The following is a 26,376-nucleotide window of genomic DNA, read 5'->3' as shown; positions in this document are numbered from 1 at the left end:
GCGATGAAAGGCATCATTTTAGCGGGCGGGTCGGGTACGCGGTTACACCCGATAACGCGTGCAGTCTCGAAGCAACTTCTGCCGGTTTACGACAAACCGATGATCTATTACCCGCTCTCTGTGCTGATGCTGGCGGGGATTCGCGACATCCTGCTCATTACGACACCGGACGATCGGATGCAGTTTGAACGTCTGCTGGGCGATGGCAGCGAATTCGGGATACGCCTCAGCTATGCGGTGCAGCCCAGTCCTGATGGGTTAGCGCAGGCGTTTATTATCGGCGAATCCTTTATCGGTGATGACAGTTGCTGTCTGGTTCTGGGTGATAACCTCTATTTTGGCCAGGGTTTCAGTCCCAAGCTACGGAAAGTCGTGGAACAGAATCAGGGCGCAACGGTGTTCGGGTATCAGGTCATGGACCCGGAGCGTTTCGGTGTGGTGGAGTTTGACGACAACTTCAAGGCGATCTCGATTGAAGAGAAGCCAGAAAAGCCGAAGTCGCGCTGGGCGGTAACCGGACTCTATTTTTACGACAATCAGGTGATTGAGTTTGCGAAACAGGTCAGGCCTTCAGCGCGGGGTGAGCTGGAAATCACCGCCATTAACCAGATGTACCTGGATCGGGGGGAGCTGACAGTCGAACTGCTGGGACGCGGCTTTGCCTGGCTGGACACCGGCACCCATGACAGTCTGGTAGAAGCCAGCATGTTTGTGCAGACCGTGGAGAAACGGCAGGGCTTTAAAATTGCCTGTCTGGAAGAGATCGCCTGGCGTAACGGCTGGCTGAGTGACGAGCAGCTGCGCGCCGCGGGTGACGCGTTGACGAAAACCGGCTACGGCCAATACCTGCTGGATTTATTACATGCCCGTCCACGTCAATATTAACCCCCTCAGCTGGGAGAGCGCATTCTTCGGTGTTGAGACGGTGCGGCTGGAGCTGCAAGGCGACACCCCACTGGAGCAGGCGCTGCGCCATCCCTGTGCACTGATGCAGATGAAAGTCGCTGCGGGTGAAACGGCGCTGATCGATACGCTGCAGCAGCATCAGTTCCAGCTGGTGGAGGGTGAGGCCGATCTGACGCTGGCGATTGACCAGACGGAACGGCAGGCGGGTATTCGCATTGCGCGTGAGGCACAGATCCCCTCTCTGCGTGACGCCGCGTCGCAGCTCTTCAGTCAGAGCCGCTTTCGTGCGCCCTGGTATGCGCCGGACGCCAGCGGTCGCTTTTATGCGCAGTGGATTGAAAATGCGGTGCGCGGGGCGTTTGACGATCAGTGCCTGGTCGCCTGCGATGCCGCGGGTGGAGTGCAGGGCTTTGTTTCGCTGCGTGCGGTGGAGGGCGATGCCCGCATCGGCCTGCTCGGTGTCCTGCCCGACGCACAGGGACAGGGGCTGGGTCAGCGACTGATGCTGGCGGCGGCGGACTGGGCGCGGGTCAGGCAGCTCGCGCAGCTTCGGGTGGCGACTCAGCTCAGCAATCTTACGGCGATGCGCCTCTATTTACGCAGCGGTGCCCGGCTCGACAGCACCGCCTACTGGTTTTACAGGAAAGGTCATGATTCCATTTAATGCGCCGCCCGTTGTGGGCACAGAAATTGAGTATATGCAGTCGGCGATGAGCAGCGGCAAGCTGTGCGGCGACGGCGGCTTTACACGCCGCTGCCAGCAGTGGATGGAGCAGCGTTTCGGCAGTAAAAAAGTGCTGCTGACCCCCTCCTGCACCGCTTCGCTGGAGATGGCGGCGCTGCTTATCGATCTGCAGCCTGGCGATGAAGTGATCATGCCGAGCTACACCTTCGTCTCTACCGCCAATGCCTTTGTGCTGCGCGGCGCGCGTATCGTCTTTGTCGATGTCCGCCCGGACACCATGAATATTGATGAGACCCTGATTGAAGCGGCCATCACAGAAAAAACCCGTGCCATTGTCCCGGTGCACTACGCAGGCGTCGCCTGTGAAATGGACACCATCATGGCGCTGGCGGCAAAACATAAGCTGTTTGTCATCGAAGATGCGGCGCAGGGTGTGATGTCACGCTACAAAGGCCGTGCGCTGGGTACCATCGGCCATATCGGCTGCTTCAGCTTTCATGAAACCAAGAACTACACGGCGGGTGGCGAAGGGGGGGCAACCCTGATTAACGACGCCAGTCTGGTCGAGCGCGCCGAAATCGTGCGGGAAAAGGGCACGAACCGCAGCCAGTTCTTCCGCGGTCAGGTCGATAAATACACCTGGCGCGATATGGGGTCGAGCTTCCTGATGGCCGATCTGCAGGCGGCCTACCTCTGGGCACAGCTGGAAGCGGCGGAACGCATTAACCAGCAGCGTTTACGTATCTGGCAGCGTTATTATGAGGCGCTTCAGCCACTGGCGGCACAGGGACGCATTAACCTGCCCGTGATCCCTGCCAGCTGCGAACATAATGCCCATATGTTTTACATCAAGCTGCGCGATCAGGATGATCGTCAGGCGTTGATTAACTGGATGAAGGAAGCCGAGATACTGACGGTCTTCCACTATATTCCGCTGCACAGTTCGCCCGCCGGTGAGCGCTTCTCGCAGTTTGTCGGGGAGGATCGCTTTACCACAGCGGAAAGCGAACGCCTGCTGCGCCTGCCGCTGTTTTATAACCTGTCAGATAATAATCAGAGCACGGTTATCAGCTCACTGCTGAGCTTCTTTTCCTGATGTCATTAGCCAGAGCCTCAGTGTGGACCGCGTCGTCCACGCTGGTAAAAATTGTGTCTGGTCTGCTGGTGGTGAAACTGCTGGCGGTCAGCTTCGGTCCTGAAGGTGTGGGGCAGGCGGGGAACTTTCGTCAGCTGATTACCGTGCTGGGTGTACTGGCCGGGGCGGGCATCTTCAACGGTGTCACCACGTATGTGGCGCAGTATCAGCAGCAGCCCGGCCAGCTACGGGCGCTGGTGGGCACGGCATCGGCCATGGTGCTGGGCTTTTCCGGCGCGCTGGCGCTGCTTTTTCTGCTGGCGGCGGCCCCGATCAGCACGGCGCTGTTTGGTCATGACCGCTATCAGGGCGTTATCCGCGTGGTCGCTTTCCTTCAGCTCGGCATCGCCTGGGCCAACTTTACGCTGGCGCTGCTGAAGGGGTATCGCGATGCGCGCGGCAATGCGCTGGCGCTGATCGCTGGCAGCCTGATTGGGGTTATGGGCTATCTGGTCTGCTGGTGGCTGGGTGGCTATCAGGGTGCACTGACCGGCCTGGCGCTGGTGCCGGCCCTGCTGCTGCTGCCGGCACTGGTGATGCTGAAACGCCGCGCGCCGCTGCCGCTGAGCTGGCTGCGTCCGCAATGGCATCCTGAGCTGGCGCGCAATCTGGCGAAATATACCCTGATGGCGCTGATCACGGCGGTAACCCTGCCGGTGGCCTGGGTGCTGATGCGTAACCTGCTGGCAGAGCAGCAGGGCTGGGCGCAGGTCGGGTTGTGGCAGGGCGTGACCAGCATTTCCGATGCCTATCTGCAGTTTATTACCGCCACCTTCAGCGTCTGGCTGTTGCCGACCCTGGCACGGCTCGATGACAAGCGCGACATCGCGCGGGAGATTGGCCGGGCACTGCGCTTTGTGCTGCCTGCCGTGGCCGTCGCCAGCCTGGCTGTCTGGGTGCTGCGCGATTTCGCTATCAGCCTGCTCTTCTCCGAAGCCTTTCGCGGGATGCGCGATCTCTTTGTCTGGCAACTGTGTGGCGATGTTTTTAAAGTTGGTGCCTATGTTTTCGGATATCTGGTTATCGCCAAAGCCTCGCTGCGCTTTTATGTTCTGACTGAGATCAGCCAGTTTCTGTTACTGACCCTGTTCTCACGCTGGCTGATCCCGTTACATGGCGCAACGGGGGCCGCACAGGCCTATATGCTGACCTACATGGCTTACTTTGCCCTGTGTTGTGGCGCTTTTATTGTTTACTGTCGGAAAAAATGAGTTTAATTCACGTTCTGGGATCGGATATTCCCCATCACAACCTCACGGTGCTGCGCTTTTTTAACGACGTTCTCAGCGTTGAGCAGCCTGCGGCTTTGCCACGCCATTTTATGGTGGTGACCGGGCAGCCCGAGAGTCTGGCCCCCTTCACAGCGTTACGGATCGAGTGCTTTACCAGCAAGAAAGCGCTGGCGCAGGCGGTAGTGCAGCGGGCAAAAAACCGTCAGCAGCGTTTCTTCTGTCACGGCCAGTTTAACCCGTGGATCTGGCTGGCACTGCTTAGCGGTAAGCTGCGCCGCTCACAGCTGTTCTGGCATGTCTGGGGAGCCGATCTTTATGAAGACTCACGCAGCCTGAAGTTTCGCCTGTTCTATCACATTCGCCGGTTAGCTCAGGGACGGGTGGCACAGGTTTTTGCCACTCGTGGAGACCTGCACCACTTTCAGCAGCGGCATCGCCGGGTGCCGGGTTCACTGCTCTATTTCCCGACCCGAATGCCTGCCGCCGCCATGAAGGCTGATCCGACGGAACCGTTCACGCTGCTGCTGGGCAACTCGGGCGATGCGAGTAACCGCCATATTGAAGGCTTAAAAGCGATTCACGCGCAGTTTGGTGAGCAGGTGCGTATTGAGGTGCCGCTGGGTTATCCGCCGGGCAATGAGGCTTATATCAGCCAGATTCAGGCCGCAGCGGATGCGCTGTTCCCGCAGGGGCAGGTGAACCTGATACGTGAAAATATGGCGTTTGAAGCCTATCTGGCGCTGCTGGCGCGCTGCCACGTCGGCTATTTTATGTTTGAACGTCAGCAGGGGGTGGGCACACTCTGCCTGCTGATTCAGGCGAACGTGCCGTTTGTGCTGACCCGCAAAAATCCATTCTGGCGCGATGTGGCAGAGCAGCAGTTGCCGGTCCTGTTCAGCGAAGATACGCTGTCGCCTGCTGTTATCGCCGAGGCGCGTCGCCAGCTCATGACCTGTGATAAAGAGGCGATCGCCTTTTTCGCTCCCGGTTATCTGGCAGGCTGGCGGGCAGCGTTACAGCTCAGCGAAGGGGAAAAGTCATGAGTCTTATGCAGTTTGGCGGCCTGCTGGTGGTCTATCTGCTGTCGCTGGGTTTCATTCTGACCCTGACCTGGCGGGAGTTTAAGCGTGTCCGTTTTAACTTCCACCTCTTTTTCACGCTGCTGTTTTTACTGACCTTCTACTTCGGCTTTCCGCTGACCTCCCTGCTGGTGTTCCGGTTTCATGTTGAGGTGGTGCCGGTCGAAAACCTGCTGGAGGCGCTGCTCTCGGCCACGGCGTTTTATGCCATCTATTACGTCAGTTATAAGGTGCGGCTGAAGCGGGCCAATGCACCGCCTGCAAAACCCTGGCTGCAGATGAACCGGGTCGAAACCCACCTGACCTGTGTGATTCTGGCGCTGGTGGCGCTGGGCACCGTTACGGTGTTCTTTATTCACAACGGTTTTCTGCTGTTCCGCCTGACGGCCTATAACCAGATCTTTTCCAGCGAAGTGTCGGGCGTGGCGCTGAAGCGCTTCTTCTATTTCTTTATTCCGGCGATGCTGATCCCCTATTTTCTGCGTCCGACGCGTCGCAACTGGCTGCTGTTTCTGGTGGTGACGGTGGCCTTTGGCCTGCTGACCTACGCGCTGGTGGGCGGGACTCGCGCCAATATCATCATTGCGTTTGCGCTGTTCCTGTTTATCGGTATCACGCGCGGCTGGATCACCCTGTGGATGCTGGCAACGGCGGGGGTGATGGCTATCGCGGGAATGTTCTGGCTGGCGCTGCGCCGCTATAACCTGGACGTTATGGGCGATGAAGCGTTTTACACCTTCCTTTATCTGACGCGGGATACGTTCTCGCCGTGGGAGAATCTGGCCCTGCTGCTGGATAACTACGCCAGAATAGAGTTTCAGGGGCTGGCACCGCTGTGGCGCGATTTCTACGTGTTTATTCCCACCTGGCTGTGGCCGGATCGGCCGCTGACCGTGCTGAACAGCGCGAACTACTTCACCTGGGAAGTGCTGGATAACCATTCGGGCCTGGCCATTTCCCCGACGCTGATCGGCTCGCTGGTGGTCATGGGCGGCGTCTGGGCGATTCCGCTCGGTGCCGTGGCGGTGGGGATGATTATTAAAGCCTTCGATGCGATCTACCAGCGTGGCTGCCGTGAGGCCAACCGCTACAGCGGTGCTATCCTGCAAAGCTTCTGTTTTGGTGCGGTCTTTAACATGATCGTGCTGGCACGCGAAGGGCTGGATGCCTTCGGTTCACGCGTAGTGTTTTTCTGCATCATTTTTGCTGCCTGTCTGGGCCTGGCTAAATTACTTTTCTGGTTACTGGATCGCGCAGGTTTAATTCGCGACCGCAGTGGACGGGTGCTACACAGCCCGCTCTGATTAACCTCTGGGATTAACGGAAGATATGACACAGTTAACGGATACGCCGCAGTACCGGATCCGCGGCGTTGACCTGTATGGCTTCGAAAATATGTCGTCGGCGGTGAGCTTTCTGATGCCGCCGCAGAGCGTACGCAGCGGCATTCTGGTGGCGATCAATGCGGAGAAGATCCTGACCGCCGAGCGGGATGAGGGATTGCGCACGCTGCTGGCGCAGGCGGAGTATGCCTATGCCGATGGCATCAGCATTGTGCGCTCGATCCGTAAAAAGTATCCGCAGGCGTCAGTGCAGCGTATTGCGGGCGCAGATTTGTGGGAGGCGCTGATGGAACGCGCCGGGCGGGAAGGGACGCCGGTGTTTCTGGTCGGCGGTCGCCAGCAGGTGCTGGATGAGACCTGTGCGAAGCTGCGTCGTCAGTGGAATGTGAATATTGTCGGGGCGCAGGATGGCTATTTTGCGCCAGCGGATCAGGATGCCCTGTTTGCCCGGATTGCCGCCAGCGGCGCGAAGCTGGTGACCGTGGCGCTGGGGTCGCCGCGTCAGGAGCTGCTGATGCTGGCGTGCCGCGCACACTGGCCGGATGCGCTTTATATGGGGGTAGGGGGAACCTACGACGTCTTCACCGGCCATGTGAAGCGCGCGCCCAGAATCTGGCAGCGGCTGGGGCTGGAGTGGCTCTACCGTCTGATTCGGCAGCCGAGCCGCCTGCGCAGGCAGTTAAAACTGCTTAAATATTTGCGCTATCACTGGCGCGGCGATCTCTGATATCGCTGATAAATGCCGCATTTTTACGCACGGCGAGCGCGGAAATGTACTATTTGTCGACGAAATGCACAAAGCGTAATCAAACGCGCCTTTTTATTTAAAAAGCACTAGACACGATGGGCGCTTATCTCTAGTATGCACATCCGCAACGGCGCTACGCGCCCGTAGCTCAGCTGGATAGAGCGCTGCCCTCCGGAGGCAGAGGTCTCAGGTTCGAATCCTGTCGGGCGCGCCATATCGTTTGTGCGCATGAGCTTCGGTGGTTGATTTACCGCGGTTGGCAGTAAAGATTTACATGCTGCAGGTCTTTGACTTGTAACATTAAGTACAGTGGTGGCTATAGCTCAGTTGGTAGAGCCCTGGATTGTGATTCCAGTTGTCGTGGGTTCGAGTCCCATTAGCCACCCCAGATTTTGCTGGGATACGCGAAGGTGGCGGAATTGGTAGACGCGCTAGCTTCAGGTGTTAGTGTCTTAACGGACGTGAGGGTTCAAGTCCCTCTCTTCGCACCAGGCAAAACAGTTAAAAAAATCGGCGAGTAGCGCAGCTTGGTAGCGCAACTGGTTTGGGACCAGTGGGTCGGAGGTTCGAATCCTCTCTCGCCGACCATTTTTAGAAACCTGTCTGAAAAGACAGGTTTTTTTTCGTCTGAAAAAAAGAGGATGAGAACCTCCGAAGGAGGTTTGAGCCGAGCGTAGCGAGACAACGTTGCTTCAGCAACGGCCCGGAGGGCGCTGCTCGCAGAGCAGTGTAATCCTCTCTCGCCGACCATTTTTAGAAACCTGTCTGAAAAGACAGGTTTTTTTTCGTCTGTAGAAAAGTGGGTGAGGACCTTTGCAGAAGGTTCAGGCAGGTACGGCGAGATAAGTTTGCTGTAAATCTGAGCCTGCGAAGGGAACACGTTCAGATCGGAAAGTCGCTTAAGCCATCCATGGACGCTTTCCTCCTCTGCCCGTGTTACCTGCACGTTGAGCTTCTTCATTGCTGTAAACCCTCTGAAGCTTATGTCAGTACTTAATGCGTCTGCCAGACTTAAAGCGAAGGGAGCATACGCCTGTAGCAAAGCATAGCGGGCCAGGGATGGCCCGCGCTGAGCCTGCCATGGATGGCGTCTTTTGCGTCTTTGCGAAAGGCGTATACTCCCTGAAGCCCGCACTGTGGTGAGAGCGGGCGGTGCGGTGGCAACCAAAGCTACTCTGCTTTTATATGGCCAACAGTCTGAGCAGCGTCGGGAATCGCAGACAAATAAATCATTGTTATTGTTACGTTAACAGAGAGATTGACCTTGTTGTCTCCATTCTGAGACAGAGAAAAGGTCAGCTGTCGCCGGATACCGACACTTACCCGCCATCTGCCCCGCTGGAGCACTCAGCATCTTCAATAACATTATGATTTAAAATAGTTTTTAAAATAACCTTCAAACTGGCACGGCTTGTGCAATACTCCTGCTGTAGATGCTCATTCCACCTCTTATGTCTGCTGATGCTGCATAAACCTGGGAATGATGCAGAGCCAATTTTAGGTACCTGTTGTCTGCCTGCCTGTATCGCGTAAGCCTTACAGGATTACCAGACACCACGTTGAGTCGGGTACCTCCCGGTTGTCTTACCGACCTGATCTTACACCTGCCACTGGCAGGTGTTTTTTTTTGCCTGAGGAGAAGGAGCGGCAGATTGCGGGCACAAAAAAGCCGGGCGAGCCCGGCTTAGTTAGCTTTGCGCCTGTCAGGCGCCAGGATTATTTTTCAGCGTCAGCAGTAAGCCTTCACGGCGCATCTTCGCGGCCTCTTCCGGACGATGCAGACGATCATAAACATCCGCCAGCCACGCATAATCGAATGCGTCAGGACGCTGTGCCAGCGCCTGCTGCAGAGCATCCGCTGCCTGCTGCCACTCTCCATGGCGCATCAGCAACTGCCCCAGCGTGCTGTGCAGCAGCGGCGTTGCGCCATGCTGTTTGATCTGCTGACGTAAGGCCTTCTCAAGTGCTTCCGGATTGCCGCTTTTAATGCGGGGCATCAGCAGCACCAGACGATCGTCATAATGACGCTTGAGGCCTTCCAGCACGATTGACTGCGCGGTGTCATGATCGTTGCACTCAATCAGGTGATCCGCCATGGCGACCTGCAGCGTGGTATCCTGACGGGTCTTACGGCTCAGCGTATTCCACCAGCGCTTCAGACCGTCACTGCCCTGATCGGCCATCGCCTGATTCATCAGGCCCAGCCAGGCCTGCTGCTGCAACGCGTCGCGATGGAGGTCGTCGCCGACCTGCGCTTTCTGCATCGCAGGCAGAATATCCAGCAGCGCACTCCAGGCGCCGGTACGGACATAGGCCTGTTCAGCCAGACGCAGCACTTCAGGATGACGCGGTGCCACTTCCAGCAAACGATCGATGCTGTGACGTGCAGCGTGATCTTCATTGCGCGCCAGCTGAATACGTGCGCGGGCAATTTCTACCGGAATAGTATTGTTTTCGGACAGCTCTGCCGCGCGTTCAAGATGCTGATTGGCACGCACTTCATCACCGCGCTGCTGCGCGGCTTCCGCAGCCAGCAGGTAGTTTGCTACCGGCACATCCGCGTGATCGGCATCTTTAGAGAGCAGTTTTTCCGCCTGACGGTGGTCACCTTCCGCCAGCTTCATCAGCGCAGTCTGCGTATGACGCTGGGCGCGGCGACGTTTACGTCCGGTAAACCAGCCCCGGGTGCGTGCGCCGGTTCGCAGCACGCGACGCAGCAGCCACTCCACGGCCAGAATCACCAGCAGGCTGAGAATAAGGATAATCACCAGCCCGGTGACGCTGGTCTCGATATTCCAGTTATCAGTCTGAATCAGCACATAGCCCTGATGACCGGCAATCATCGGTCCCAGTACCACGCCCGCAATCAGCAGGATAAAGAGGATAAATACCTTAAGCATGCTTAGCCTCCCTGCTGAGTGGCAGCGGCAGAGGGCTGTGCTAACAGGTTCCGCACACGGGTCTGCATCAGCTGTTCCAGCAACGGCTGGCTTTCCAGCGTGTCAGGCAGATCCATATTGATGTTCTGCTGGCTCAGCTCATCCAGCTGGGCAAGGAAGGCTTTCGTTGCCGCATCGTTAGTGTCATACCAGGCACGAACCCAGGCGGAGACGGTATCGATAGATTGTTTGTAAATCTCATCCTGATGACGCGGCACAGCCTGCGCTGCGATCAGCAGACGCGAGCGGATATTCTCCCGCAGATAGACATCCTGATTCGGGGCCAGCAGCGGCTGAGCGGTGTTATCGCGGCGGCGGATGGTAATAAAGTCATCCATAAAGTTGTGCCAGCTCTTCACCAGGTTCTGACGCCACTCGCGCACGGAACCCGACAGTTCGCCGCCATCGCTGTCCATCGGCGCATCATCGCTGTCGTTGTCTGCCAGACGCAGATTATCGACGTTGTTCGACAGCTGATTCAGCTTGAGGATCACGCCGTCATAATCGACCTGCGTGACGGAGGAGAGATTGCTAATATCCTGGGTCAGGGCGCGACGCACGTTCATTACGCTGGGATCGTTCATGTCGGCCAGGCTGGCATCGGCGCTTTTCAGCAGCGCAGCGGCGGTCGTGACATCCTGATCGCTCCAGAGCTTGCGGCCAGCCAGCTTCACCAGATAATCGGCCTGAGCCAGCAACCAGCTGCGCACGTCATTGCCGGAAATCACGGCCATTTTTTCACGCAGGGTTTCCAGCTCTTTGGCTGACGCGTTCTGCTGAGCCTGTGCCGTCTGCAGTGCGGTTTCAGCGCCGCTCAGCTGCTGGGTCAGCTGCTGTTTGTCGCTGCTGGCCTGCTGCTGCAGCGCACTCAGCTGCTCACTCAGCTTCTGATTGGTTTGTGCCTGTAAATCAGCCTGATGTTTCCCGTAAAGGTATAAACCTGCACCCATCGCCAGCGCAATGACGATCGCCACTGCCCCCAGCGCCATGCCACCTTTATTCGCATTGCGCGGAGGCGTGTCGTTGCTGGAGAGAGAGCGGTCGACCGCTGGGGTGGTTTCTTCAACCATGGCGGAGGAGTCTTTTTGTTCCGTCATATGTGGCACATCCCATTGTTAAGTTCATCGTAACGCGCGCAGCAGCGCATCGTTATCGGCACCATCGGCTACCTGAATATCCTGCCAACCCAATCCTGCGGCCAGGGTAGCCAAACGTTCACTGACGACAATCAGTCGGCAGTTGAGCAGCCATTCCTCGCGATCAACTGCGGGGAACAGCGAAAAGAGCTGTTGTAACATTTCACCGCTGGTGACCACCAGTACCGAGACGCCGCGATCGCGCCAGCGGCGGCCTTCGACCGGTCCGTCGTAATGCTTCTGACAGCGCTGGTAACAGGCAGCAAACGTCACCTCAGCACCACGCCGGGTTAATGTCTCTGCCAGCAATTCGCGTCCGGGGTCGCCGCGCAGGATCAGCGCACGTTTACCGGCAATCTGCTGCAGCGTATTCAGCTGAATCAATTCTTCACTGGTTTCATGAGCATGGGGCCATGTTACCTGCCGGCCGCTGGCGGTGTGAAACGCCAGCGCAGTGCTGCGACCAATTGCATAATAGTCCAGCTCGCCGGGCCATGCTTTGATCGCGTGCTGCGCGTAGTGAATAACCTGCTGAGAAAGAATGAAAACCAGGTCCCCCGGGCGGAGGGCGGCGAGCTTCTGAGGCAGAAAGGGGAGGTCCGCGCCCGGTGCGAACTCGATTAGCGGCAGGCTCCACGCCTGCCTGCCAAGGGCATGCAGGCGTGACACCAGCTCTGCCGCGGCGGGTTCCGGGCGCGTCACCAGAATGGTCATGCCGGTGGCTGCCCCTGGTAAACGTCCTGCAGAATCTCACGGGCGCCACCGTCCAGCAGCTCGTCGGCCAGTGAAATGCCCATCTCGCGGGCCTGATCCCGCGGACCACGACGCTCGCCGCTGACCATCACATGACCATCCGGTGCACCGACCATGCCGCGCAGCCAGAGTTCATCGCCTTCCAGCACGGCGAAACTGCCGATAGGCACCTGACACCCCCCTTCGAGACGGGTATTCATGGCGCGTTCCGCTCTGACACAGACTTCCGTGTCATCGTGATTCAGGGCCTGCAGCAGGCCGATCAGGGTGGTGTCATCCAGACGGCATTCAATACCGACTGCGCCCTGGCCCACGGCGGGTAAGGAGACTTCAGCAGGCAGCGCCTGACGAATACGATCTTCCAGTCCCAGACGTTTCAGCCCGGCAACGGCGAGAATAATCGCGTCATATTCACCTGCATCCAGTTTGCTCAGACGGGTGCCCACATTGCCCCGCAGCGAGCGGATCACCAGATCCGGGCGGCGCGCGCTAATCTGGCACTGACGACGCAGGCTGGAAGTACCGACAATAGCACCCTGAGGCAGCGCGTCCAGGCTGTCATAATGATGAGAAACGAACGCATCGCGCGGATCGTCGCGCTCGCAGATGGTTACGAGGCCCAGACCTTCAGGGAAATCGACCGGCACATCTTTCATTGAGTGCACCGCCATATCGGCCCGGCCATCCAGCATCGCCAGTTCCAGCTCTTTGACAAACAGCCCTTTACCGCCGACTTTCGCCAGCGGCGTATCAAGAATAATGTCACCCTTGGTGACCATTGGCACCAGTTCAACGCGCAGTCCCGGATGGGCGCTCATCAGGCGTTGCTGTACATAATGTGCCTGCCATAATGCGAGCGGGCTTTGTCTTGTAGCAATTCTGAAAATTTTGTCTAACATGCTGTTAACCATTTTTATCGTTCACTGAATATCCTATCATCTCTGGGTGAATACTGTCAGTTTCAACGGATTGAAAACGGCCTGTGAGCGGTTTCAGGCCCGGTTTATCAAGCCATCACGTGGGAACCAGTGCTGAAAAGGCGGGAAGCTGGTAAGAACGTGCTAAACTGTTAAGTAGCGCAACTTTCTTTACGGTCAATCTGCCGGGTGTTAGATTGATCACGTTTCCAGCAATTATCTGCCCACTTTTTTACTTTTATAAGCGGCAGAGCGGGGAAACAGGGTGCTTAAACACTGGGACAATCAGGCGAAACGTCTTGTACCTCTACATTGAGACACTGAAACAGAGACTGGATGCAATCAACCAGCTGCGCGTTGATCGTGCGCTGGCTGCCATGGGACCCGCTTTTCAGCGCGTCTACAGTCTGCTGCCAACCTTATTACATTATCAACATCCGCAGATGCCGGGTTACCTCGAAGGTAACGTTCCACATGGCATCAGCTTTTTCACGCCTGATGAAAACCAGCGTCAGCTGCTGGCCGATCTCACCGGTGACAGCGACCTGCGCCATGCCGATGCGCCGAAAGGCGAAATGCCGATCACGGCGATCTACTCTATGGGCAGCACCTCCTCTGTCGGGCAGAACAGCGTCTCGGATCTCGATATCTGGGTCTGCCATCAATCCTGGCTGGATAATGAAGAGCGCCTGAATCTGCAGCGTAAATGCACGCTGCTGCAGAAGTGGTGCGTCTCGATGGGCGTGGAAGTGAGCTTCTTCCTGATCGACGAGAACCGCTTCCGTCACAACGAAAGCGGCAGTCTGGGCGGGGAAGATTGCGGCTCAACGCAACACATTCTCCTGCTGGATGAGTTTTACCGCACCGCGGTGCGTATGGCGGGTAAACGCCTCCTGTGGAATATGGTGCCGGGCGAAGAGGAGCATCACTACGACGATTACGTGATGTCGCTCTATGCCAAAGGGGTGCTGACGCCTAACGAGTGGCTCGATCTGGGCGGCCTTGGCACCCTGTCGGCGGAAGAGTATTTCGGTGCCAGCCTGTGGCAGCTCTATAAGAGCATCGATTCGCCTTATAAAGCGGTGCTGAAGACCCTGCTGCTGGAAGCCTACAGCTGGGAATATCCGAACACCCAGCTGCTGGCGATGGACATTAAACAACGTCTGCACGATGGCGAAATCATCTGCTTCGGGCTGGACCCTTACTGCATGATGCTGGAGCGCGTGACACACTATCTGACCAGCATCGACGATCAGCCGCGTCTCGACCTGGTGCGGCGCTGTTTCTATCTTAAAGTGTGCGAAAAGCTCAGCACGGACGACCATCCGCAGCGCAGCGGCTGGCGTCGCGAAATTTTATCGCAGCTGGTGAAAGAGTGGGGCTGGAACGACGAGAAGCTCGCTATCCTGGATAACCGCGCCGGGTGGAAAATCGAGCGCGTGCGTGAAGCCCACAATGAACTGCTGGATGCGATGATGCAGAGCTATCGCAACCTGATCCGCTTTGCCCGCCGTAACAATTTAAGCGTGAGCGCCAGCCCGCAGGATATCGGCGTGCTGACCCGTAAATTGTATGCCGCCTTTGAGGCGCTGCCGGGCAAAGTGACGCTGGTGAACCCGCAGATTTCACCCGATCTCTCTGAGCCGAACCTGACCTTTATTCATGTGCCGCCTGGCCGTGCCAACCGCTCCGGCTGGTATCTCTATAATCAGGCGCCGGATATGGATTCGATCATCAGCCATCAGCCGCTGGAATATAACCGCTATCTGAACAAGCTGGTGGCGTGGGCGTGGTTCAATGGCCTGCTGACCCGCAAAACCCGGCTGCATATCAAAGGCAATGACACCTGCGATCTGGCGCGCCTGCAGGAGCTGGTTAACGACGTCTCCAGCCACTTCCCGCTGCGCCTGCCTGCGCCGACGCCCAAAGCGCTCTACAGCCCGTGCGAAATTCGTCACCTGGCGATTATCGTGAACCTTGAGCACGATCCGACGGCGGCCTTCCGCAATCAGGTGGTGCATTTTGACTTCCGCAAACTCGATGTCTTCAGCTTTGGTCAGCAGCAGCAGTGTCTGATTGGCAGCATTGACCTGCTCTACCGTAACTCATGGAATGAGGTGCGAACCCTGCACTTCAGCGGTGAACAGGCGATGATCGAGGGACTGAAAACCATTCTGGGCAAGATGCACCAGGATGCCGCACCGCCAGACACGGTAGAAGTCTTCTGCTACAGCCAGCATCTGCGCGGTCTGATTCGCACGCGCGTTCAGCAGCTGGTGTCCGAGTGCATTGAGCTGCGCCTCTCCAGCACGCGTCAGGAGCCTGGCCGCTTCAAGGCGCTGCGTATGGCTGGCCAGACCTGGGGACTCTTCTTTGAACGCATGAGCGTCTCCGTGCAGAAGCTGGAAAACGCGGTGGAGTTTTATGGCGCGATCTCCAATAACAAGCTGCACGGGCTGTCGATCAAAGTCGAAACCAACCAGACGCCGCTGCCGCCGGTGGTCAACGGCTATGCCAGCGAAGGCATTATTCAGTTCTTTTTCGAGAACACGACGGACGACCAGGGCTTCAACATCTACATCCTGGATGAGTCCAACCGGGTTGAGGTTTATCATCACTGCGAAGGCAGCAAAGAGGAGCTGGTGCGCGACGTCAGCCGGTTCTACTCCTCCTCGCACGATCGCTTTACCTACGGGTCGAGCTTCATCAACTTTAACCTGCCGCAGTTCTACCAGATAGTGAACACCGGCGAGCGTTTTCAGGTGATACCGTTCCGCAGTCAGACGCTGACCCAGCTCTGCACCAGCCAGCCTGACAACGACAACAGCGACTATCAGCCTCGCTATCAGGTGCACTGATGCCGACCGGCTGCCTGCGTTCAGCAGGTGGCCGCGCGCTTCCTGACCGCTTATCAGGTTCACGCTATTTGCGGGGATTTCCTGTTGCTTTTCCACCTTCAACTGCGATGATAAGCATCCAGGTAAAGGACATGAAGAGCATAAAGAATGAAGAAAGTGATAAGCCTGTTTGCCATGACACTGGCAGTAATCAGCCTTGCAGGTTGTGGTCTGAAAGGGCCGCTTTACTTCCCGCCGAAGGATCAGCCGAAGAAACAACAAGCGCCGACCGAACGCCAGAAAGCGGACGCCTCTAAAGCCGATGTGGGCGGGCTGGTAACCGGCAATTCAGGCGTAAAAGCGAACTAATCTGATGGCTTACCCGGCGGAGCAAAAAATGCAGTTCTCCAAAATGCACGGTCTCGGCAACGATTTTATGGTTGTGGATGCGGTGACGCAAAACGTCTTCTTTTCGCCGGAATTGATCCGCCGGCTGGCCGATCGTCATCTGGGGATCGGCTTCGATCAGCTGCTGATTGTTGAACCGCCCTACGATCCCGATCTCGATTTCCACTACCGCATTTTCAACGCCGACGGCAGCGAAGTGGCTCAGTGCGGTAACGGCGCACGCTGCTTTGCCCGCTTTGTGCAGCTGAAAGGGCTGACCAACAAAAGCGATATCCGGGTCAGTACCCAGAATGGCCGCATGGTGTTAACCGTGACGCCGGACGATCAGGTGCGCGTGAACATGGGCGAACCGAACTTTGAGCCGCAGCAGGTGCCGTTCCGTGCCAACAAAGCGGAAAACCTCTATCTGCTGCGCGTGGCCGAACAGACGGTGATGCTGGGCGCGGTGTCGATGGGCAATCCGCACTGCGTGATTCAGGTTGAAAGTGTGAAAACCGCACAGGTTGAACTGCTGGGCCCGATTCTGGAAAGCCATGAGCGCTTCCCGGAGCGGGTCAATGTGGGTTTCATGGAGATCGTCAATCCCGAACACATCCGCCTGCGCGTCTACGAACGCGGCGCGGGAGAAACGCAGGCGTGCGGCAGCGGCGCCTGTGCTGCCGTGGCATGCGGCATCCAGCAGGGCATTCTGGCACCCAAAGTGCGTGTCGATCTGCCCGGCGGAACCCTGCATATCACCTGGAAAGGGGCCGGACAGCCGCTCTACATGACCGGTCCTGCGACACACGTCTACGATGGGTTTATTCATCTATGAAAAATATCGAAGAGCAGGCTGACAGTTCGGTTCTGCTGGACGATCAGGCCGTCAGTGATTATCTGCGGCAGAATCCCGATTTCTTTATCCGTAACGCCCGCGAAGTGGAACAGATGGCCGTGCCGCATCCGGTTCGCGGCAGCGTCTCGCTGGTTGAGTGGCATATGGCGCGTCAGCGCAACCACATCCAGCGGCTGGAAGAGGAGATCACGCTGCTGATGGAGCAGGCCAGCGCCAACCATGAGCTGTTTGATCGTCTGCTGTCGCTGGAGAGCCATCTGGCCGCGGCTGACTCCCTGCAGGATATGCTCAACCGTCTGCATCGCTGGGCGCGAGAGCTGGGGCTGGCGGGCGCCAACGTGCGGCTGTTCAGCGATAAATGGCTGCTGGGTGCCCCCTCCGATTTCTTCCAGCTGAGCCTGTCGCGTCAGGCCTTCGAACCGCTGCGTATTCAGCGTTTCGGTCATCAGCACCACTATCTCGGCAACATCAACGGCCCGGAACTGCTGCTGCTGCTGCCGCAGGCTAAAGCGATCGGCTCGGTGGCGATGTCGCTGATGGGCGAAGCGGGCGACCTCGGCGTGCTGATTTTCAGCAGCCGCGACAGCCAGCACTATCAGTCAGGCATGGGAACGCTGCTGTTGCAGCACCTGTCACAGATGATGCCAGGTCTGCTGTCGCGCTGGGTTGAACGCGCATGAGCAGCGCGCTGCAGGAGGCCGTTGACGGATTTCTGCGCTTCCTGAAAGTGGAACGCCAGTTAAGTCCGCTGACCCAGAGCAGCTATGCGCGCCAGCTCGCTGCGCTGGTCGCGATTGCGGATGAGATGAAGCTCAGCAGCTGGGCCGCGCTGGAGCCCGCCCAGGTGCGCAGTATGGCGGCGCGCAGCCGCCGCGCCGGACTCTCGGCCAGCAGCCTTGCGCTGCGTCTCTCCGCCCTGCGCAGTTTCCTGGACTGGCAGGTCAGTCAGGGTATGCTCGCCGCTAACCCCGCCAAAGGGGTGATGACGCCGCGTAAAGCGCGCCATCTGCCGAAGAATATCGACGTTGACGAAGTGAATCAGCTGCTGGAGATCGATCTCAGCGATCCGCTGGCCGTTCGCGACCGGGCGATGCTGGAGGTGATGTATGGCGGCGGGTTGCGTCTCTCTGAACTGGTCAATATGGATTGCCGCCACGTTGACCTCGATTCCGGTGAGGTGTGGGTGGTGGGTAAGGGCAGTAAAGAGCGCCGGGTGCCGATTGGCCGCACGGCGGTGACCTGGATCGAACAGTGGCTGCCGCTGCGTGAGACCTTCGGCTGTCAGGATGATGCGCTGTTTCTTTCAACGCGCGGCAACCGCATCTCGCCGCGCAGCGTGCAGAAGCGCTTCGCCGAATGGGGCATTCGCCAGGGCGTCGCCAGTCATATCCATCCGCATAAGCTGCGTCACTCCTTTGCAACGCATCTGCTGGAATCCAGCGGCGATCTGCGCGCTGTGCAGGAGCTGCTGGGGCATGCGAACCTGTCGACGACCCAGATCTATACCCATCTCGACTTCCAGCATCTGGCTTCGGTGTATGACGCTGCGCATCCCCGCGCCAAACGAGGAAAGAACGAATGAAGTTTTATCGTCCGCTGTCGGCCATCAAAGCCATGACTTTCGACCTTGATGACACGCTTTACGATAACTACCCGGTGATCCGCCGCACCACGCTGGAGTCTCATGCCGCGTTACAGGCTTTTCATCCGGCGCTGCGCGACTTTACGCCGCAGGATTATCAGCAACTGCGTGATGAGCTGTTGCAGCGAGAGCCCGACATCTTTCACGACGTTTCGGAGTGGCGCCGCCGTTCGGTTGAGCTGGCGATGCTGAATATCGGCCTCTCTGCGGCGGAAGCCACGGCGGGCGCGGCAGAGGTGATGGCGGTCTTCCACCAGTGGCGGAGTCAGGTTGTGATGCCGGAGGAAACCCATCAGACGCTGAAAGCGCTGGCGGAGAAGGTGCCGCTGGTGGCGATCACCAACGGCAACGCCAGCCCGGAAAAAATGGGTATTGCCGGCTATTTTCAGTTCACTCTGCGCGCCGGGCCCGACGGGCGCGCCAAGCCGTGGCAGGATATGTATCAGCTGGCGGCGCAGCGGCTTGCCATCGCCCCCCACCATATCCTGCATGTGGGCGACGATCTCACCACTGACGTGGCGGGTTCGCTGCGCGGCGGGCTGCAGGCGTGCTGGATTAACCTGCGGCAGGGCAACCTGATGCATATCCCGGACGCGCGCCTGTTGCCGCATGTCGAAATTTCGCGGTTGGCATCACTCACCTCACTGCTATAATGGCTGTAAATTTATCCAGTCGTTGCCGCTTTCAGCTTTGCCGCCAGCCTTGTCTGTGGCAGGCGCACTACCGCGCGCGATGACGGCGTTTTCTCTTTGGTAACCGGTGCTTATGGACGTTTCTGAACTGCTCGATGGGTTAAATGACAATCAGCGTGAGGCCGTAGCAGCCCCGCGCAGTAACCTGCTGGTGCTGGCAGGCGCGGGCAGTGGCAAAACGCGGGTGCTGGTGCATCGCATCGCCTGGCTGATGTCGGTAGAGAACTGTTCACCCTATTCCATTATGGCGGTGACCTTTACCAACAAAGCGGCGGCGGAGATGCGTCACCGTATTGAGCAGCTGATTGGCACCAGCCAGGGCGGGATGTGGATCGGGACCTTCCACGGTCTGGCGCATCGCCTGCTGCGTGCTCATCATCTTGACGCCGGTCTGCCACAGGACTTTCAGATCCTCGACAGTGAAGATCAGCTGCGCCTGCTTAAGCGTCTGATTAAATCGATGAATCTGGATGAGAAGCAGTGGCCTGCGCGCCAGGGCATGTGGTACATCAACGGCAAAAAAGATGAAGGCCTGCGGCCAAAGCATATCGAAAGCTACGGCAATCCGATTGAGCAGACCTGGCTGCGCATCTATCAGGCCTATCAGGAAGCGTGCGACCGCGCCGGTCTGGTGGACTTTGCCGAGCTGCTGCTGCGCGCGCATGAGTTATGGCTCAACAAGCCGCACATTCTGAATCACTACCGCGAACGCTTTACCAACGTGCTGGTGGATGAGTTCCAGGATACCAATAACATTCAGTATGCCTGGATTCGGATGCTGGCGGGTGACAGCGGCCGGGTGATCATTGTGGGTGACGATGACCAGTCGATCTACGGCTGGCGTGGCGCGCAGGTCGAAAATATCCAGCGCTTCCTGCAGGATTTCCCCGGCGCGGAAACCATCCGTCTGGAGCAGAACTACCGCTCAACCAATAACATCCTGAAAGCCGCCAACGCCCTGATCGCCAATAACAATGGCCGGCTGGGTAAAGAGCTCTGGACCGATGGCAGCGATGGGGAACCGATCTCTATCTACTGCGCCTTCAATGAGCTGGATGAAGCGCGCTTCGTGGTTAACCGCATCAAGGTCTGGATGGAGAACGGCGGGGCACTCAATGACTGCGCCATTCTCTACCGCAGTAACGCCCAGTCGCGTGTGCTGGAAGAGGCGCTGCTGCAGAGCAGCATGCCCTACCGGATTTATGGCGGCATGCGCTTCTTTGAACGTCAGGAGATCAAAGATGCGCTCTCCTATCTGCGTCTGATCGCGAACCGCAATGACGACGCGGCGTTTGAGCGTGTGGTCAATACCCCGACGCGCGGCGTGGGCGATCGGACGCTCGACGTGGTGCGTCAGACTGCCCGCGAACGTCAGATGACACTGTGGCAGGCGACGCGCGAACTGCTGCAAACCCGTGCGCTGGCTGGCCGGGCCGCCTCGGCGCTGCAACGCTTCTGTGAGCTGGTCGATTCCCTGGCGACCGAAACCGCCGAATTACCGCTTCATGTTCAGACCGATCGGGTGATCAAAGACTCCGGTCTGTGGCTGATGTATGAGCAGGAGAAAGGCGAGAAGGGTCAGGCGCGAATCGAAAACCTTGAGGAGCTGGTGACGGCAACCCGCCAGTTCAGCTATCAGGACGAAGATGAAGATCTGATGCCATTGCAGGCGTTTTTATCTCATGCGGCGCTGGAAGCGGGCGAAGGTCAGGCGGACAAATGGCAGGATGCGGTTCAGCTGATGACGCTGCACTCGGCAAAAGGGCTGGAGTTCAGCCAGGTCTTCATCGTCGGCATGGAAGAGGGGATGTTCCCGAGCCAGATGTCGCTGGATGAGGGGGGCCGGCTGGAAGAGGAGCGTCGTCTCGCTTATGTCGGCGTCACCCGAGCGATGCTCAAGCTGACGCTGACCTACGCCGAAACCCGCCGACTCTATGGTAAGGAAGTGTATCACCGTCCTTCCCGTTTTATCGGTGAGCTGCCCGAAACGTGCATTGAAGAAGTGCGGCTGCGCGCCAGCGTCAGTCGTCCGGTCAGCCATCAGCGGATGGGGGCACCGGTGACCAAAAATGACAGCGGATTCTCGCTGGGCCAGCGTGTTCATCACGCCAAATTTGGTGAAGGCACCATCATTAACCTGGAAGGCAGCGGCGAGCACAGCCGCCTGCAGGTGGCGTTTCAGGGGCAGGGAATCAAGTGGCTGGTGGCGGCTTACGCGAAGCTGGAAACGCTTTAGCGTGCGGTTGACGGCTTTTTCGTCTCAGCGTAACATGCGCCCACTATTATCATGAGAGGACAACGCCTTGGACACGCCCAGTCGATGCTGGCTCAATGACCTGGATACCAGGCATAACATCTAAGGCTACCTCTTTACGCGGGTAGCCTTAGCGGTTATCAGCGACCTCCCTTTTTGATCCCGTCGCACGAGTCAGCACTGATTTACCTTTGAAACTCTGTTTCCGTGTTCAGGCCGCCCGTTCTGTGTCGAGGAACGGCGGATTGCCTTGTCCCATTTAGTCTGCAATGGGGAGTATTGCTATGCTGAGCGCATTTAAACTGGACCACAGCCGCCTGACGCGACTGGAGCTGGAAGACGAAAACGACAAGCTGACCACCTCCGTCTGGGTCGATCTGATCGAGCCGGAAGAGGGCGAGCGTGACCGGGTGCAGTGTGAGCTGGGCCAGAGCCTGGCAACCCGACCTGAGCTGGAAGATATCGAGGCGTCGGCGCGTTTCTTCGAAGATGAAGATGGTCTGCACATCCACTCCTTCTTCTTTTATGAAGATGCGGACGACCACGCCGGTAACTCCACGGTGGCGTTCACCATCCGTGAAGGCCGCCTCTATACCCTGCGCGAACGCGAACTGCCCGCTTTCCGTCTCTACCGCATGCGCGCCCGAAACCAGACCCTGATCGACGGCAACGCGTTTGAGCTGCTGCTCGACCTGTTCGAGACCAAAATCGAACAGCTGGCGGATGAGATCGAAAACATCTACAGCGCGCTGGAGAAACTCAGCCGGGTGATTATGGAAGGTCAGCAGGGCGAAGAGTACGATCAGGCGCTGTCCCGCCTGGCAGAGCTGGAAGATATCGGCTGGAAAGTGCGTCTCTGCCTGATGGATACCCAGCGCGCCCTGAACTTCCTGGTGCGCAAAGCGCGTCTGCCGGGCAACCAGCTGGAGCAGGCGCGTGAAATCCTGCGCGATATCGAGTCGCTGCTGCCGCACAACGAATCGCTGTTCCAGAAGGTCAACTTCCTGATGCAGGCCGCGATGGGCTTTATCAACATCGAGCAGAACCGCATCATCAAGATCTTCTCGGTGGTCTCCGTCGTCTTCCTGCCGCCGACGCTGGTGGCATCCAGCTACGGGATGAACTTCGAGTTTATGCCGGAACTGAAGTGGAGCTTTGGCTATCCGGCGGCGATTGGCCTGATGATCCTGGCGGGCCTGGCACCCTATCTCTACTTCAAACGTAAAAACTGGCTGTAAAAACGTTCCGGGCCATCGTCGATGGCCCGTTCTGCTGGCTCCCGTCGCCATTTCTGCGTACTCTGTTCCCCTTGTTTTTACAAATAATTAACTTTTATGGACGCTTTATCCTTACGCGCGCAGTGGGCGCTGCTGCTGCTGGTGTCGGTCCTGCTGGGGACGCTGCTGCACCACTTTCAGGTGCCCGCGGCGCTGCTGCTGGGCCCGATGGTGGTCGGCGTGGTGATGGGGTTATCAGGCGCAACGCTGCGCATCGACAGGCGGTTGTTCCTGCTGGCGCAGGCGGTACTGGGCTGCATGATTGCACAGAGCCTGTCGCTGTCGATTCTGACGCCGCTGATTCAGGAGTGGCCGGTGGTGCTGGCGGTGCTGCTGCTGACCCTGGCGGCCAGCGGCGTATCGGGTTTTCTGCTGGTGCGTTTCAGTCAGCTGCCTGGCCCGACCGGTGCCTGGGGATCGTCACCGGGTGGCGCATCCGCCATGGTGGCGATGGCGGGCGACTTTGGGGCCGACGTGCGGCTGGTGGCGTTCATGCAGTATCTGCGGGTGCTGTTTGTCGCCTCGGCGGCGGCGCTGGTGGCACGTATCGGCCTGGGGGATGAGGCACACAGCGTCTCGCTGCTCTGGTTTCCCGCCCTGAATCGCGGCTTTGTCATCACGCTGGCGGTGATGCTGGCGGGCGCGTGGCTGGGCACCCGGCTGCGCATCCCGTCGGGGGCGCTGTTGCTGCCCGCGCTGGCGGGGGCAGCACTGAACGGCAGCGGTGTTGCGGTACTCCAGGTGCCGGAGTGGCTGCTGGCTCTGGCCTACGCGCTGATCGGCTGGAGTGTCGGGCTCCGGTTCACCCGTCCGATTTTCCTGCTGGCGCTGCGCACGCTGCCGCAGATGCTCGCCTCCATCTTCGGGCTGATGCTGTTGTGTGGCGGGCTGGCGTGGATGCTGACGCAGATGCTGGATATCGATCTGATGACCGCCTATCTCGCCACCAGTCCGGGCGGGCTGGACACGGTGGCGATTATTGCCGCGGGCACCCAGGTCAACATGGCTTTTGTGATGGCGTTACAGACGCTGCGTCTGTTCACCATCCTGCTGACCGGTCCGGCGATGGCGCGCTTTATTTCACGCTACGCGCGCACGGGTGCGGAATGAAAACGCCACCGCATCGCAGACAAACACCAGCAGCGCCAGCCAGATGAAGCCAAAGGTGACCATCTTGTCTGGCGTAATGGTTTCCCCGTAGAAAACGACCGCCAGGATAAACATCAGGGTCGGGCCGAGATACTGAAAGAAGCCAACCGTGGAGAGACGCAGCCGGCTGCAGGCCGCCGCAAACAGCATCAGCGGAATGGTGGTGATAATCCCTGCCGCGACCAGCCTGAGGTTGAGACTCAGCGGGTTAGCGGAGAGATGGCTGGTAGGGCTGTCGGCAAAGCCGAACAGATAGATGGCCGCCAGGGGGAACAGCCACAGGGTCTCAATCAGCATGCCGCTCTGAGCATCGACCTGAATCTTTTTACGCACCAGACCATACAGGGCGAAGCTCAGCGCCAGCCCCAGCGCAATCACCGGCAGCGAACCGAACTGCCACAGCTGTACCAGCACGCCGAGGGTGGCCAGCAGCACCGCCAGCCACTGGAGACGACGGAAACGCTCGCGCAGAAACAGCATGCCGAACACCACATTAATCAGCGGATTAATAAAGTATCCCAGGCTGGCTTCCAGCATATGCTGATTATTCACCGCCCAGATAAACAGCAGCCAGTTGCCGCCAATGGTCAGCGCGGTCAGCGCCAGCATCAGCACTTTTGCTGGCTGAGATAACACGCTGCGTACGACGGGCCAGCTGCGGCTCAGCGTAATCAGCAGCAGCATAAACAGCGCAGACCAGATAACCCGGTGCGTCATGATTTCCGTGGCCGGAACCTGCTTCACCAGTTTGAAATATGCTGGCGCGATGCCCCAGATAAAGTAAGCCCCCAGGGCGAAACCCACGCCCTGGCGGGTTTGTTGCGTATTCATATGAGATTCAGATGGCGTGCTTAGCCGATAAGATAGGTGGCGGTTGCCGTGGCGATATAGTCGCCCTGTTGGTTGTGCAGCTCGACGCGCGCCACGGCGACTTTGTTACCGGCACGCAGCAGGCTGCTGGTGGCAGTAAAGCGCTCGCCGCGTCCGGGGCGCAGATAGTCAACGCGCATATCGATGGTGCCCATGCGGGAGAGACGCTGGCGAAGCTCGGCTTCGCTGATGCTCTCCTGGCGGGTCAGTGCGTTACTGACGCAGACCATGCCAGCCGCCACATCCAGAACCGACGCGATCACCCCGCCGTGCAGGATCTGTTGTGCCTGGTTGCCCACCAGCATGGTTTTGTTGGCAAAGCTGATTTCGGCGTAGTCCGCCTCCAGGCGCATCAGTTCCAGACCCAGCGCCTGATTGAAGGGCATGTGATAAACGAAAATTTCGCCGACCAGCTGGCGAGCGTCCTGCGGTGTCAGCACGGGTGATGACATGATGATGTGTCCTGAAAAAATCGGGCCAGAGGGGCGCGCAATCTGAATGAGTTGTGTATTCTATGCCGCCTGCGAGGGGGTTTCCAGTTTAAGAAATCAGCACTCTTGCTCACTGCCATTTGCGTGTAGAATGGCCTGCTTTTTACGACACCCTTTCAGTTGTTTTGATACGCAGCGCTCACCGGAGAATTTTATGCGTAAGCATCGCGCCTTGCTGGCGGCAATGTTGATAATTCCTGCGCTGGCGCAGGCAGATGAAGCTCAGATCAAAGAGGTTCATGACGCGCCACAGGTTCAGGGCAGCATCATTGCTAACCTGCTGGAGAAGCATGATAATCCGTTTGTTCTCTATCCTTACGAGAACAACTATCTGCTCTACACCTACACCAGCGACCTGAATAAAGAGGCGATCTCCTCCTATAACTGGGGAGAAAATGCCCGCAAAGATGAAGTGAAATTCCAGCTCAGCCTGGCGTTTCCGCTGTGGCGCGGTATTCTGGGTGATAACTCGGTGCTGGCCGCCTCTTACACCCAGCGCTCCTGGTGGCAGCTGTCGAATCGCGGTGAATCCTCGCCCTTCCGTGAGACCAATTATGAGCCGCAGATTTTCCTTGGCTGGGCCACGGATTTTTCGCTGGGTGGCTGGACACTGCGGGATGTCGAACTGGGTCTGAATCATGAGTCTAACGGGCGCAGCGATCCCACTTCGCGCAGCTGGAACCGCGTTTATGCGCGGCTGATGGCGGAGAACGGGAACTTCCTGGCGGAGATCAAACCCTGGTATCGCATCCCGGACGGGGCAAATAATGACGACAACCCCGATATCACCAAATATATGGGTTATTACCGCACCCGGCTGGGCTATAAGCTGGGCGACAGTATCTTCAGCGTTGAAGGCAACTATAACTGGAACAGCGGTTATGGCGGTGCGACGATGGCCTGGAGCTACCCAATCAGTGAGCATGTCCGCTTCTATACGCAGGTGTTCAGCGGCTACGGTGAATCACTGATCGATTACAACCATCGCCAGACGCGTCTGGGTGTGGGTGTAACGCTCAACGACTTGTTCTAATCCCTAACGTACGAC

The 26,376-nt window shown here is 58.1% G+C and carries 23 protein-coding genes, 4 tRNA genes and 1 other RNA gene; 22 read left to right on the top strand and 6 right to left on the bottom strand.

Translation table 11 applies throughout. The annotated features are described in order from the left end of the window. Nucleotides 1–3 precede the first annotated feature (3 nt). From rfbA to OXR04_RS18170, 12 genes are all read left to right on the top strand, one after another. Nucleotides 4–885, top strand: a complete 882-nt coding sequence (rfbA, locus tag OXR04_RS18225) for a glucose-1-phosphate thymidylyltransferase RfbA (protein WP_140029652.1) — start codon at nt 4–6, stop codon at nt 883–885. Further along, nucleotides 863–1,570: a dTDP-4-amino-4,6-dideoxy-D-galactose acyltransferase gene (gene rffC, locus OXR04_RS18220; protein WP_009088428.1), complete on the top strand. Its 708-nt coding sequence runs from the start codon at nt 863–865 to the stop codon at nt 1,568–1,570. The genes rfbA and rffC overlap by 23 nt, the downstream gene beginning before the upstream one ends. Then, entirely contained in the window at nt 1,557–2,687 is a 1,131-nt protein-coding gene (gene rffA / locus OXR04_RS18215; protein ID WP_154929010.1) for a dTDP-4-amino-4,6-dideoxygalactose transaminase, read from the top strand. The genes rffC and rffA overlap by 14 nt, the downstream gene beginning before the upstream one ends. Next, nucleotides 2,687–3,937 (top strand): lipid III flippase WzxE, encoded by a 1,251-nt coding sequence (wzxE, locus tag OXR04_RS18210; protein WP_058958103.1) that lies wholly within the window; start codon nt 2,687–2,689, stop codon nt 3,935–3,937. Before rffA ends, wzxE begins: the two co-directional genes overlap by 1 nt. Continuing rightward, complete coding sequence (locus OXR04_RS18205; protein WP_267372585.1) at nt 3,934–5,001, top strand: TDP-N-acetylfucosamine:lipid II N-acetylfucosaminyltransferase; 1,068 nt, start codon at nt 3,934–3,936, stop codon at nt 4,999–5,001. Before wzxE ends, OXR04_RS18205 begins: the two co-directional genes overlap by 4 nt. Continuing rightward, nucleotides 4,998–6,341, top strand: a complete 1,344-nt coding sequence (gene wzyE / locus OXR04_RS18200; protein ID WP_267372586.1) for an ECA oligosaccharide polymerase — start codon at nt 4,998–5,000, stop codon at nt 6,339–6,341. Before OXR04_RS18205 ends, wzyE begins: the two co-directional genes overlap by 4 nt. Nucleotides 6,342–6,366: 25 nt before the next feature. Beyond that, nucleotides 6,367–7,107 (top strand): lipopolysaccharide N-acetylmannosaminouronosyltransferase, encoded by a 741-nt coding sequence (gene wecG, locus OXR04_RS18195; protein ID WP_111208480.1) that lies wholly within the window; start codon nt 6,367–6,369, stop codon nt 7,105–7,107. A gap of 158 nt (nt 7,108–7,265) precedes the next feature. Beyond that, a tRNA-Arg gene (locus tag OXR04_RS18190) sits at nt 7,266–7,342 on the top strand. 98 nt (nt 7,343–7,440) lie between these two features. Continuing rightward, nucleotides 7,441–7,516, top strand: a tRNA-His gene (locus OXR04_RS18185). Nucleotides 7,517–7,532: 16 nt separating this feature from the next. After that, nucleotides 7,533–7,619, top strand: a tRNA-Leu gene (locus OXR04_RS18180). A 20-nt stretch (nt 7,620–7,639) separates the two neighbouring features. Then, a tRNA-Pro gene (locus tag OXR04_RS18175) sits at nt 7,640–7,716 on the top strand. A 32-nt stretch (nt 7,717–7,748) separates the two neighbouring features. Beyond that, nucleotides 7,749–7,878: non-coding RNA, RtT sRNA (locus tag OXR04_RS18170), on the top strand. 953 nt (nt 7,879–8,831) lie between these two features. Here the strand turns inward: OXR04_RS18170 and hemY are convergent. From hemY to hemC, 4 genes are read right to left on the bottom strand one after another with little or no spacing between them, the layout of a single operon-like run. Then, a complete protein-coding gene (hemY, locus tag OXR04_RS18165) occupies nt 8,832–10,028 on the bottom strand; it encodes a protoheme IX biogenesis protein HemY (protein ID WP_009088436.1) in 1,197 nt (398 codons plus the stop codon). A gap of 2 nt (nt 10,029–10,030) precedes the next feature. Further along, nucleotides 10,031–11,164, bottom strand: a complete 1,134-nt coding sequence (hemX, locus tag OXR04_RS18160) for a uroporphyrinogen-III C-methyltransferase (RefSeq protein ID WP_267372587.1) — start codon at nt 11,162–11,164, stop codon at nt 10,031–10,033. 24 nt (nt 11,165–11,188) lie between these two features. Next, a complete protein-coding gene (hemD, locus tag OXR04_RS18155; protein ID WP_046100954.1) occupies nt 11,189–11,917 on the bottom strand; it encodes a uroporphyrinogen-III synthase in 729 nt (242 codons plus the stop codon). Further along, entirely contained in the window at nt 11,914–12,855 is a 942-nt protein-coding gene (gene hemC, locus OXR04_RS18150; RefSeq protein ID WP_111208493.1) for a hydroxymethylbilane synthase, read from the bottom strand. The genes hemD and hemC overlap by 4 nt, the downstream gene beginning before the upstream one ends. 317 nt (nt 12,856–13,172) lie before the next feature. Between hemC and OXR04_RS18145 the strand changes: the two genes are divergently transcribed. The 9 genes from OXR04_RS18145 to OXR04_RS18105 all read left to right on the top strand — a co-directional run bounded on the left by OXR04_RS18145 (nt 13,173) and on the right by OXR04_RS18105 (nt 23,928). Continuing rightward, the gene (locus OXR04_RS18145) at nt 13,173–15,731 is read left to right on the top strand and encodes a class I adenylate cyclase (protein WP_009088443.1); all 2,559 of its coding nucleotides are present in this window, start codon (nt 13,173–13,175) and stop codon (nt 15,729–15,731) included. Between the two features lie 147 nt (nt 15,732–15,878). Further along, entirely contained in the window at nt 15,879–16,079 is a 201-nt protein-coding gene (locus OXR04_RS18140; protein ID WP_009088446.1) for a lipoprotein, read from the top strand. Between the two features lie 28 nt (nt 16,080–16,107). Then, nucleotides 16,108–16,932: a diaminopimelate epimerase gene (gene dapF / locus OXR04_RS18135; protein WP_009088448.1), complete on the top strand. Its 825-nt coding sequence runs from the start codon at nt 16,108–16,110 to the stop codon at nt 16,930–16,932. Further along, nucleotides 16,929–17,633: a DUF484 domain-containing protein gene (locus OXR04_RS18130; protein ID WP_009088449.1), complete on the top strand. Its 705-nt coding sequence runs from the start codon at nt 16,929–16,931 to the stop codon at nt 17,631–17,633. The genes dapF and OXR04_RS18130 overlap by 4 nt, the downstream gene beginning before the upstream one ends. Next, nucleotides 17,630–18,535: a tyrosine recombinase XerC gene (gene xerC / locus OXR04_RS18125; protein ID WP_058958097.1), complete on the top strand. Its 906-nt coding sequence runs from the start codon at nt 17,630–17,632 to the stop codon at nt 18,533–18,535. Before OXR04_RS18130 ends, xerC begins: the two co-directional genes overlap by 4 nt. Further along, nucleotides 18,532–19,248: a 5-amino-6-(5-phospho-D-ribitylamino)uracil phosphatase YigB gene (gene yigB, locus OXR04_RS18120; RefSeq protein WP_009088454.1), complete on the top strand. Its 717-nt coding sequence runs from the start codon at nt 18,532–18,534 to the stop codon at nt 19,246–19,248. Before xerC ends, yigB begins: the two co-directional genes overlap by 4 nt. 112 nt (nt 19,249–19,360) lie before the next feature. Next, nucleotides 19,361–21,523: a DNA helicase II gene (uvrD, locus tag OXR04_RS18115; protein ID WP_009088456.1), complete on the top strand. Its 2,163-nt coding sequence runs from the start codon at nt 19,361–19,363 to the stop codon at nt 21,521–21,523. 302 nt (nt 21,524–21,825) lie between these two features. Beyond that, complete coding sequence (corA, locus tag OXR04_RS18110) at nt 21,826–22,779, top strand: magnesium/cobalt transporter CorA (protein WP_009088458.1); 954 nt, start codon at nt 21,826–21,828, stop codon at nt 22,777–22,779. Between the two features lie 96 nt (nt 22,780–22,875). Then, on the top strand, nt 22,876–23,928 hold the full coding sequence (locus OXR04_RS18105; RefSeq protein WP_111208478.1) for an AbrB family transcriptional regulator: 1,053 nt from the start codon (nt 22,876–22,878) through the stop codon (nt 23,926–23,928). Here OXR04_RS18105 and rarD read toward each other — a convergent pair. Continuing rightward, the gene (gene rarD, locus OXR04_RS18100) at nt 23,899–24,798 is read right to left on the bottom strand and encodes an EamA family transporter RarD (protein ID WP_267372588.1); all 900 of its coding nucleotides are present in this window, start codon (nt 24,796–24,798) and stop codon (nt 23,899–23,901) included. The two genes, OXR04_RS18105 and rarD, sit on opposite strands and share 30 nt — an antisense overlap. Before the next feature lie 20 nt (nt 24,799–24,818). Beyond that, the gene (locus OXR04_RS18095; protein ID WP_009088464.1) at nt 24,819–25,289 is read right to left on the bottom strand and encodes a thioesterase family protein; all 471 of its coding nucleotides are present in this window, start codon (nt 25,287–25,289) and stop codon (nt 24,819–24,821) included. 193 nt (nt 25,290–25,482) lie between these two features. On the opposite strand from OXR04_RS18095, the gene pldA reads away from it, so the two are divergent. Further along, complete coding sequence (pldA, locus tag OXR04_RS18090) at nt 25,483–26,361, top strand: phospholipase A (RefSeq protein WP_267372589.1); 879 nt, start codon at nt 25,483–25,485, stop codon at nt 26,359–26,361. Nucleotides 26,362–26,376 lie beyond the last annotated feature (15 nt).

It is taken from the genome of Pantoea sp. GM_Pan_3 (assembly GCF_026541045.1).
In the GTDB taxonomy this organism is placed as follows: domain Bacteria; phylum Pseudomonadota; class Gammaproteobacteria; order Enterobacterales; family Enterobacteriaceae; genus Pantoea; species Pantoea anthophila.
Note: the sequence above shows the minus strand (reverse complement) of the source record. Positions and strands in the feature narration are given on the sequence as shown.

What these genes read in the sequence shown, in the direction of transcription:
- rfbA (WP_140029652.1), top strand. Translation starts at nt 4, where the DNA reads ATGAAAGGCATCATTTTAGCGGGCGGGTCGGGTACGCGGTTACACCCG.
- rffC (WP_009088428.1), top strand. Translation starts at nt 863, where the DNA reads ATGCCCGTCCACGTCAATATTAACCCCCTCAGCTGGGAGAGCGCATTC.
- rffA (WP_154929010.1), top strand. Translation starts at nt 1,557, where the DNA reads ATGATTCCATTTAATGCGCCGCCCGTTGTGGGCACAGAAATTGAGTAT.
- wzxE (WP_058958103.1), top strand. Translation starts at nt 2,687, where the DNA reads ATGTCATTAGCCAGAGCCTCAGTGTGGACCGCGTCGTCCACGCTGGTA.
- OXR04_RS18205 (WP_267372585.1), top strand. Translation starts at nt 3,934, where the DNA reads ATGAGTTTAATTCACGTTCTGGGATCGGATATTCCCCATCACAACCTC.
- wzyE (WP_267372586.1), top strand. Translation starts at nt 4,998, where the DNA reads ATGAGTCTTATGCAGTTTGGCGGCCTGCTGGTGGTCTATCTGCTGTCG.
- wecG (WP_111208480.1), top strand. Translation starts at nt 6,367, where the DNA reads ATGACACAGTTAACGGATACGCCGCAGTACCGGATCCGCGGCGTTGAC.
- hemY (WP_009088436.1), bottom strand. Translation starts at nt 10,028, where the DNA reads ATGCTTAAGGTATTTATCCTCTTTATCCTGCTGATTGCGGGCGTGGTA.
- hemX (WP_267372587.1), bottom strand. Translation starts at nt 11,164, where the DNA reads ATGACGGAACAAAAAGACTCCTCCGCCATGGTTGAAGAAACCACCCCA.
- hemD (WP_046100954.1), bottom strand. Translation starts at nt 11,917, where the DNA reads ATGACCATTCTGGTGACGCGCCCGGAACCCGCCGCGGCAGAGCTGGTG.
- hemC (WP_111208493.1), bottom strand. Translation starts at nt 12,855, where the DNA reads ATGTTAGACAAAATTTTCAGAATTGCTACAAGACAAAGCCCGCTCGCA.
- OXR04_RS18140 (WP_009088446.1), top strand. Translation starts at nt 15,879, where the DNA reads ATGAAGAAAGTGATAAGCCTGTTTGCCATGACACTGGCAGTAATCAGC.
- dapF (WP_009088448.1), top strand. Translation starts at nt 16,108, where the DNA reads ATGCAGTTCTCCAAAATGCACGGTCTCGGCAACGATTTTATGGTTGTG.
- OXR04_RS18130 (WP_009088449.1), top strand. Translation starts at nt 16,929, where the DNA reads ATGAAAAATATCGAAGAGCAGGCTGACAGTTCGGTTCTGCTGGACGAT.
- xerC (WP_058958097.1), top strand. Translation starts at nt 17,630, where the DNA reads ATGAGCAGCGCGCTGCAGGAGGCCGTTGACGGATTTCTGCGCTTCCTG.
- yigB (WP_009088454.1), top strand. Translation starts at nt 18,532, where the DNA reads ATGAAGTTTTATCGTCCGCTGTCGGCCATCAAAGCCATGACTTTCGAC.
- uvrD (WP_009088456.1), top strand. Translation starts at nt 19,361, where the DNA reads ATGGACGTTTCTGAACTGCTCGATGGGTTAAATGACAATCAGCGTGAG.
- corA (WP_009088458.1), top strand. Translation starts at nt 21,826, where the DNA reads ATGCTGAGCGCATTTAAACTGGACCACAGCCGCCTGACGCGACTGGAG.
- OXR04_RS18105 (WP_111208478.1), top strand. Translation starts at nt 22,876, where the DNA reads ATGGACGCTTTATCCTTACGCGCGCAGTGGGCGCTGCTGCTGCTGGTG.
- rarD (WP_267372588.1), bottom strand. Translation starts at nt 24,798, where the DNA reads ATGAATACGCAACAAACCCGCCAGGGCGTGGGTTTCGCCCTGGGGGCT.
- OXR04_RS18095 (WP_009088464.1), bottom strand. Translation starts at nt 25,289, where the DNA reads ATGTCATCACCCGTGCTGACACCGCAGGACGCTCGCCAGCTGGTCGGC.
- pldA (WP_267372589.1), top strand. Translation starts at nt 25,483, where the DNA reads ATGCGTAAGCATCGCGCCTTGCTGGCGGCAATGTTGATAATTCCTGCG.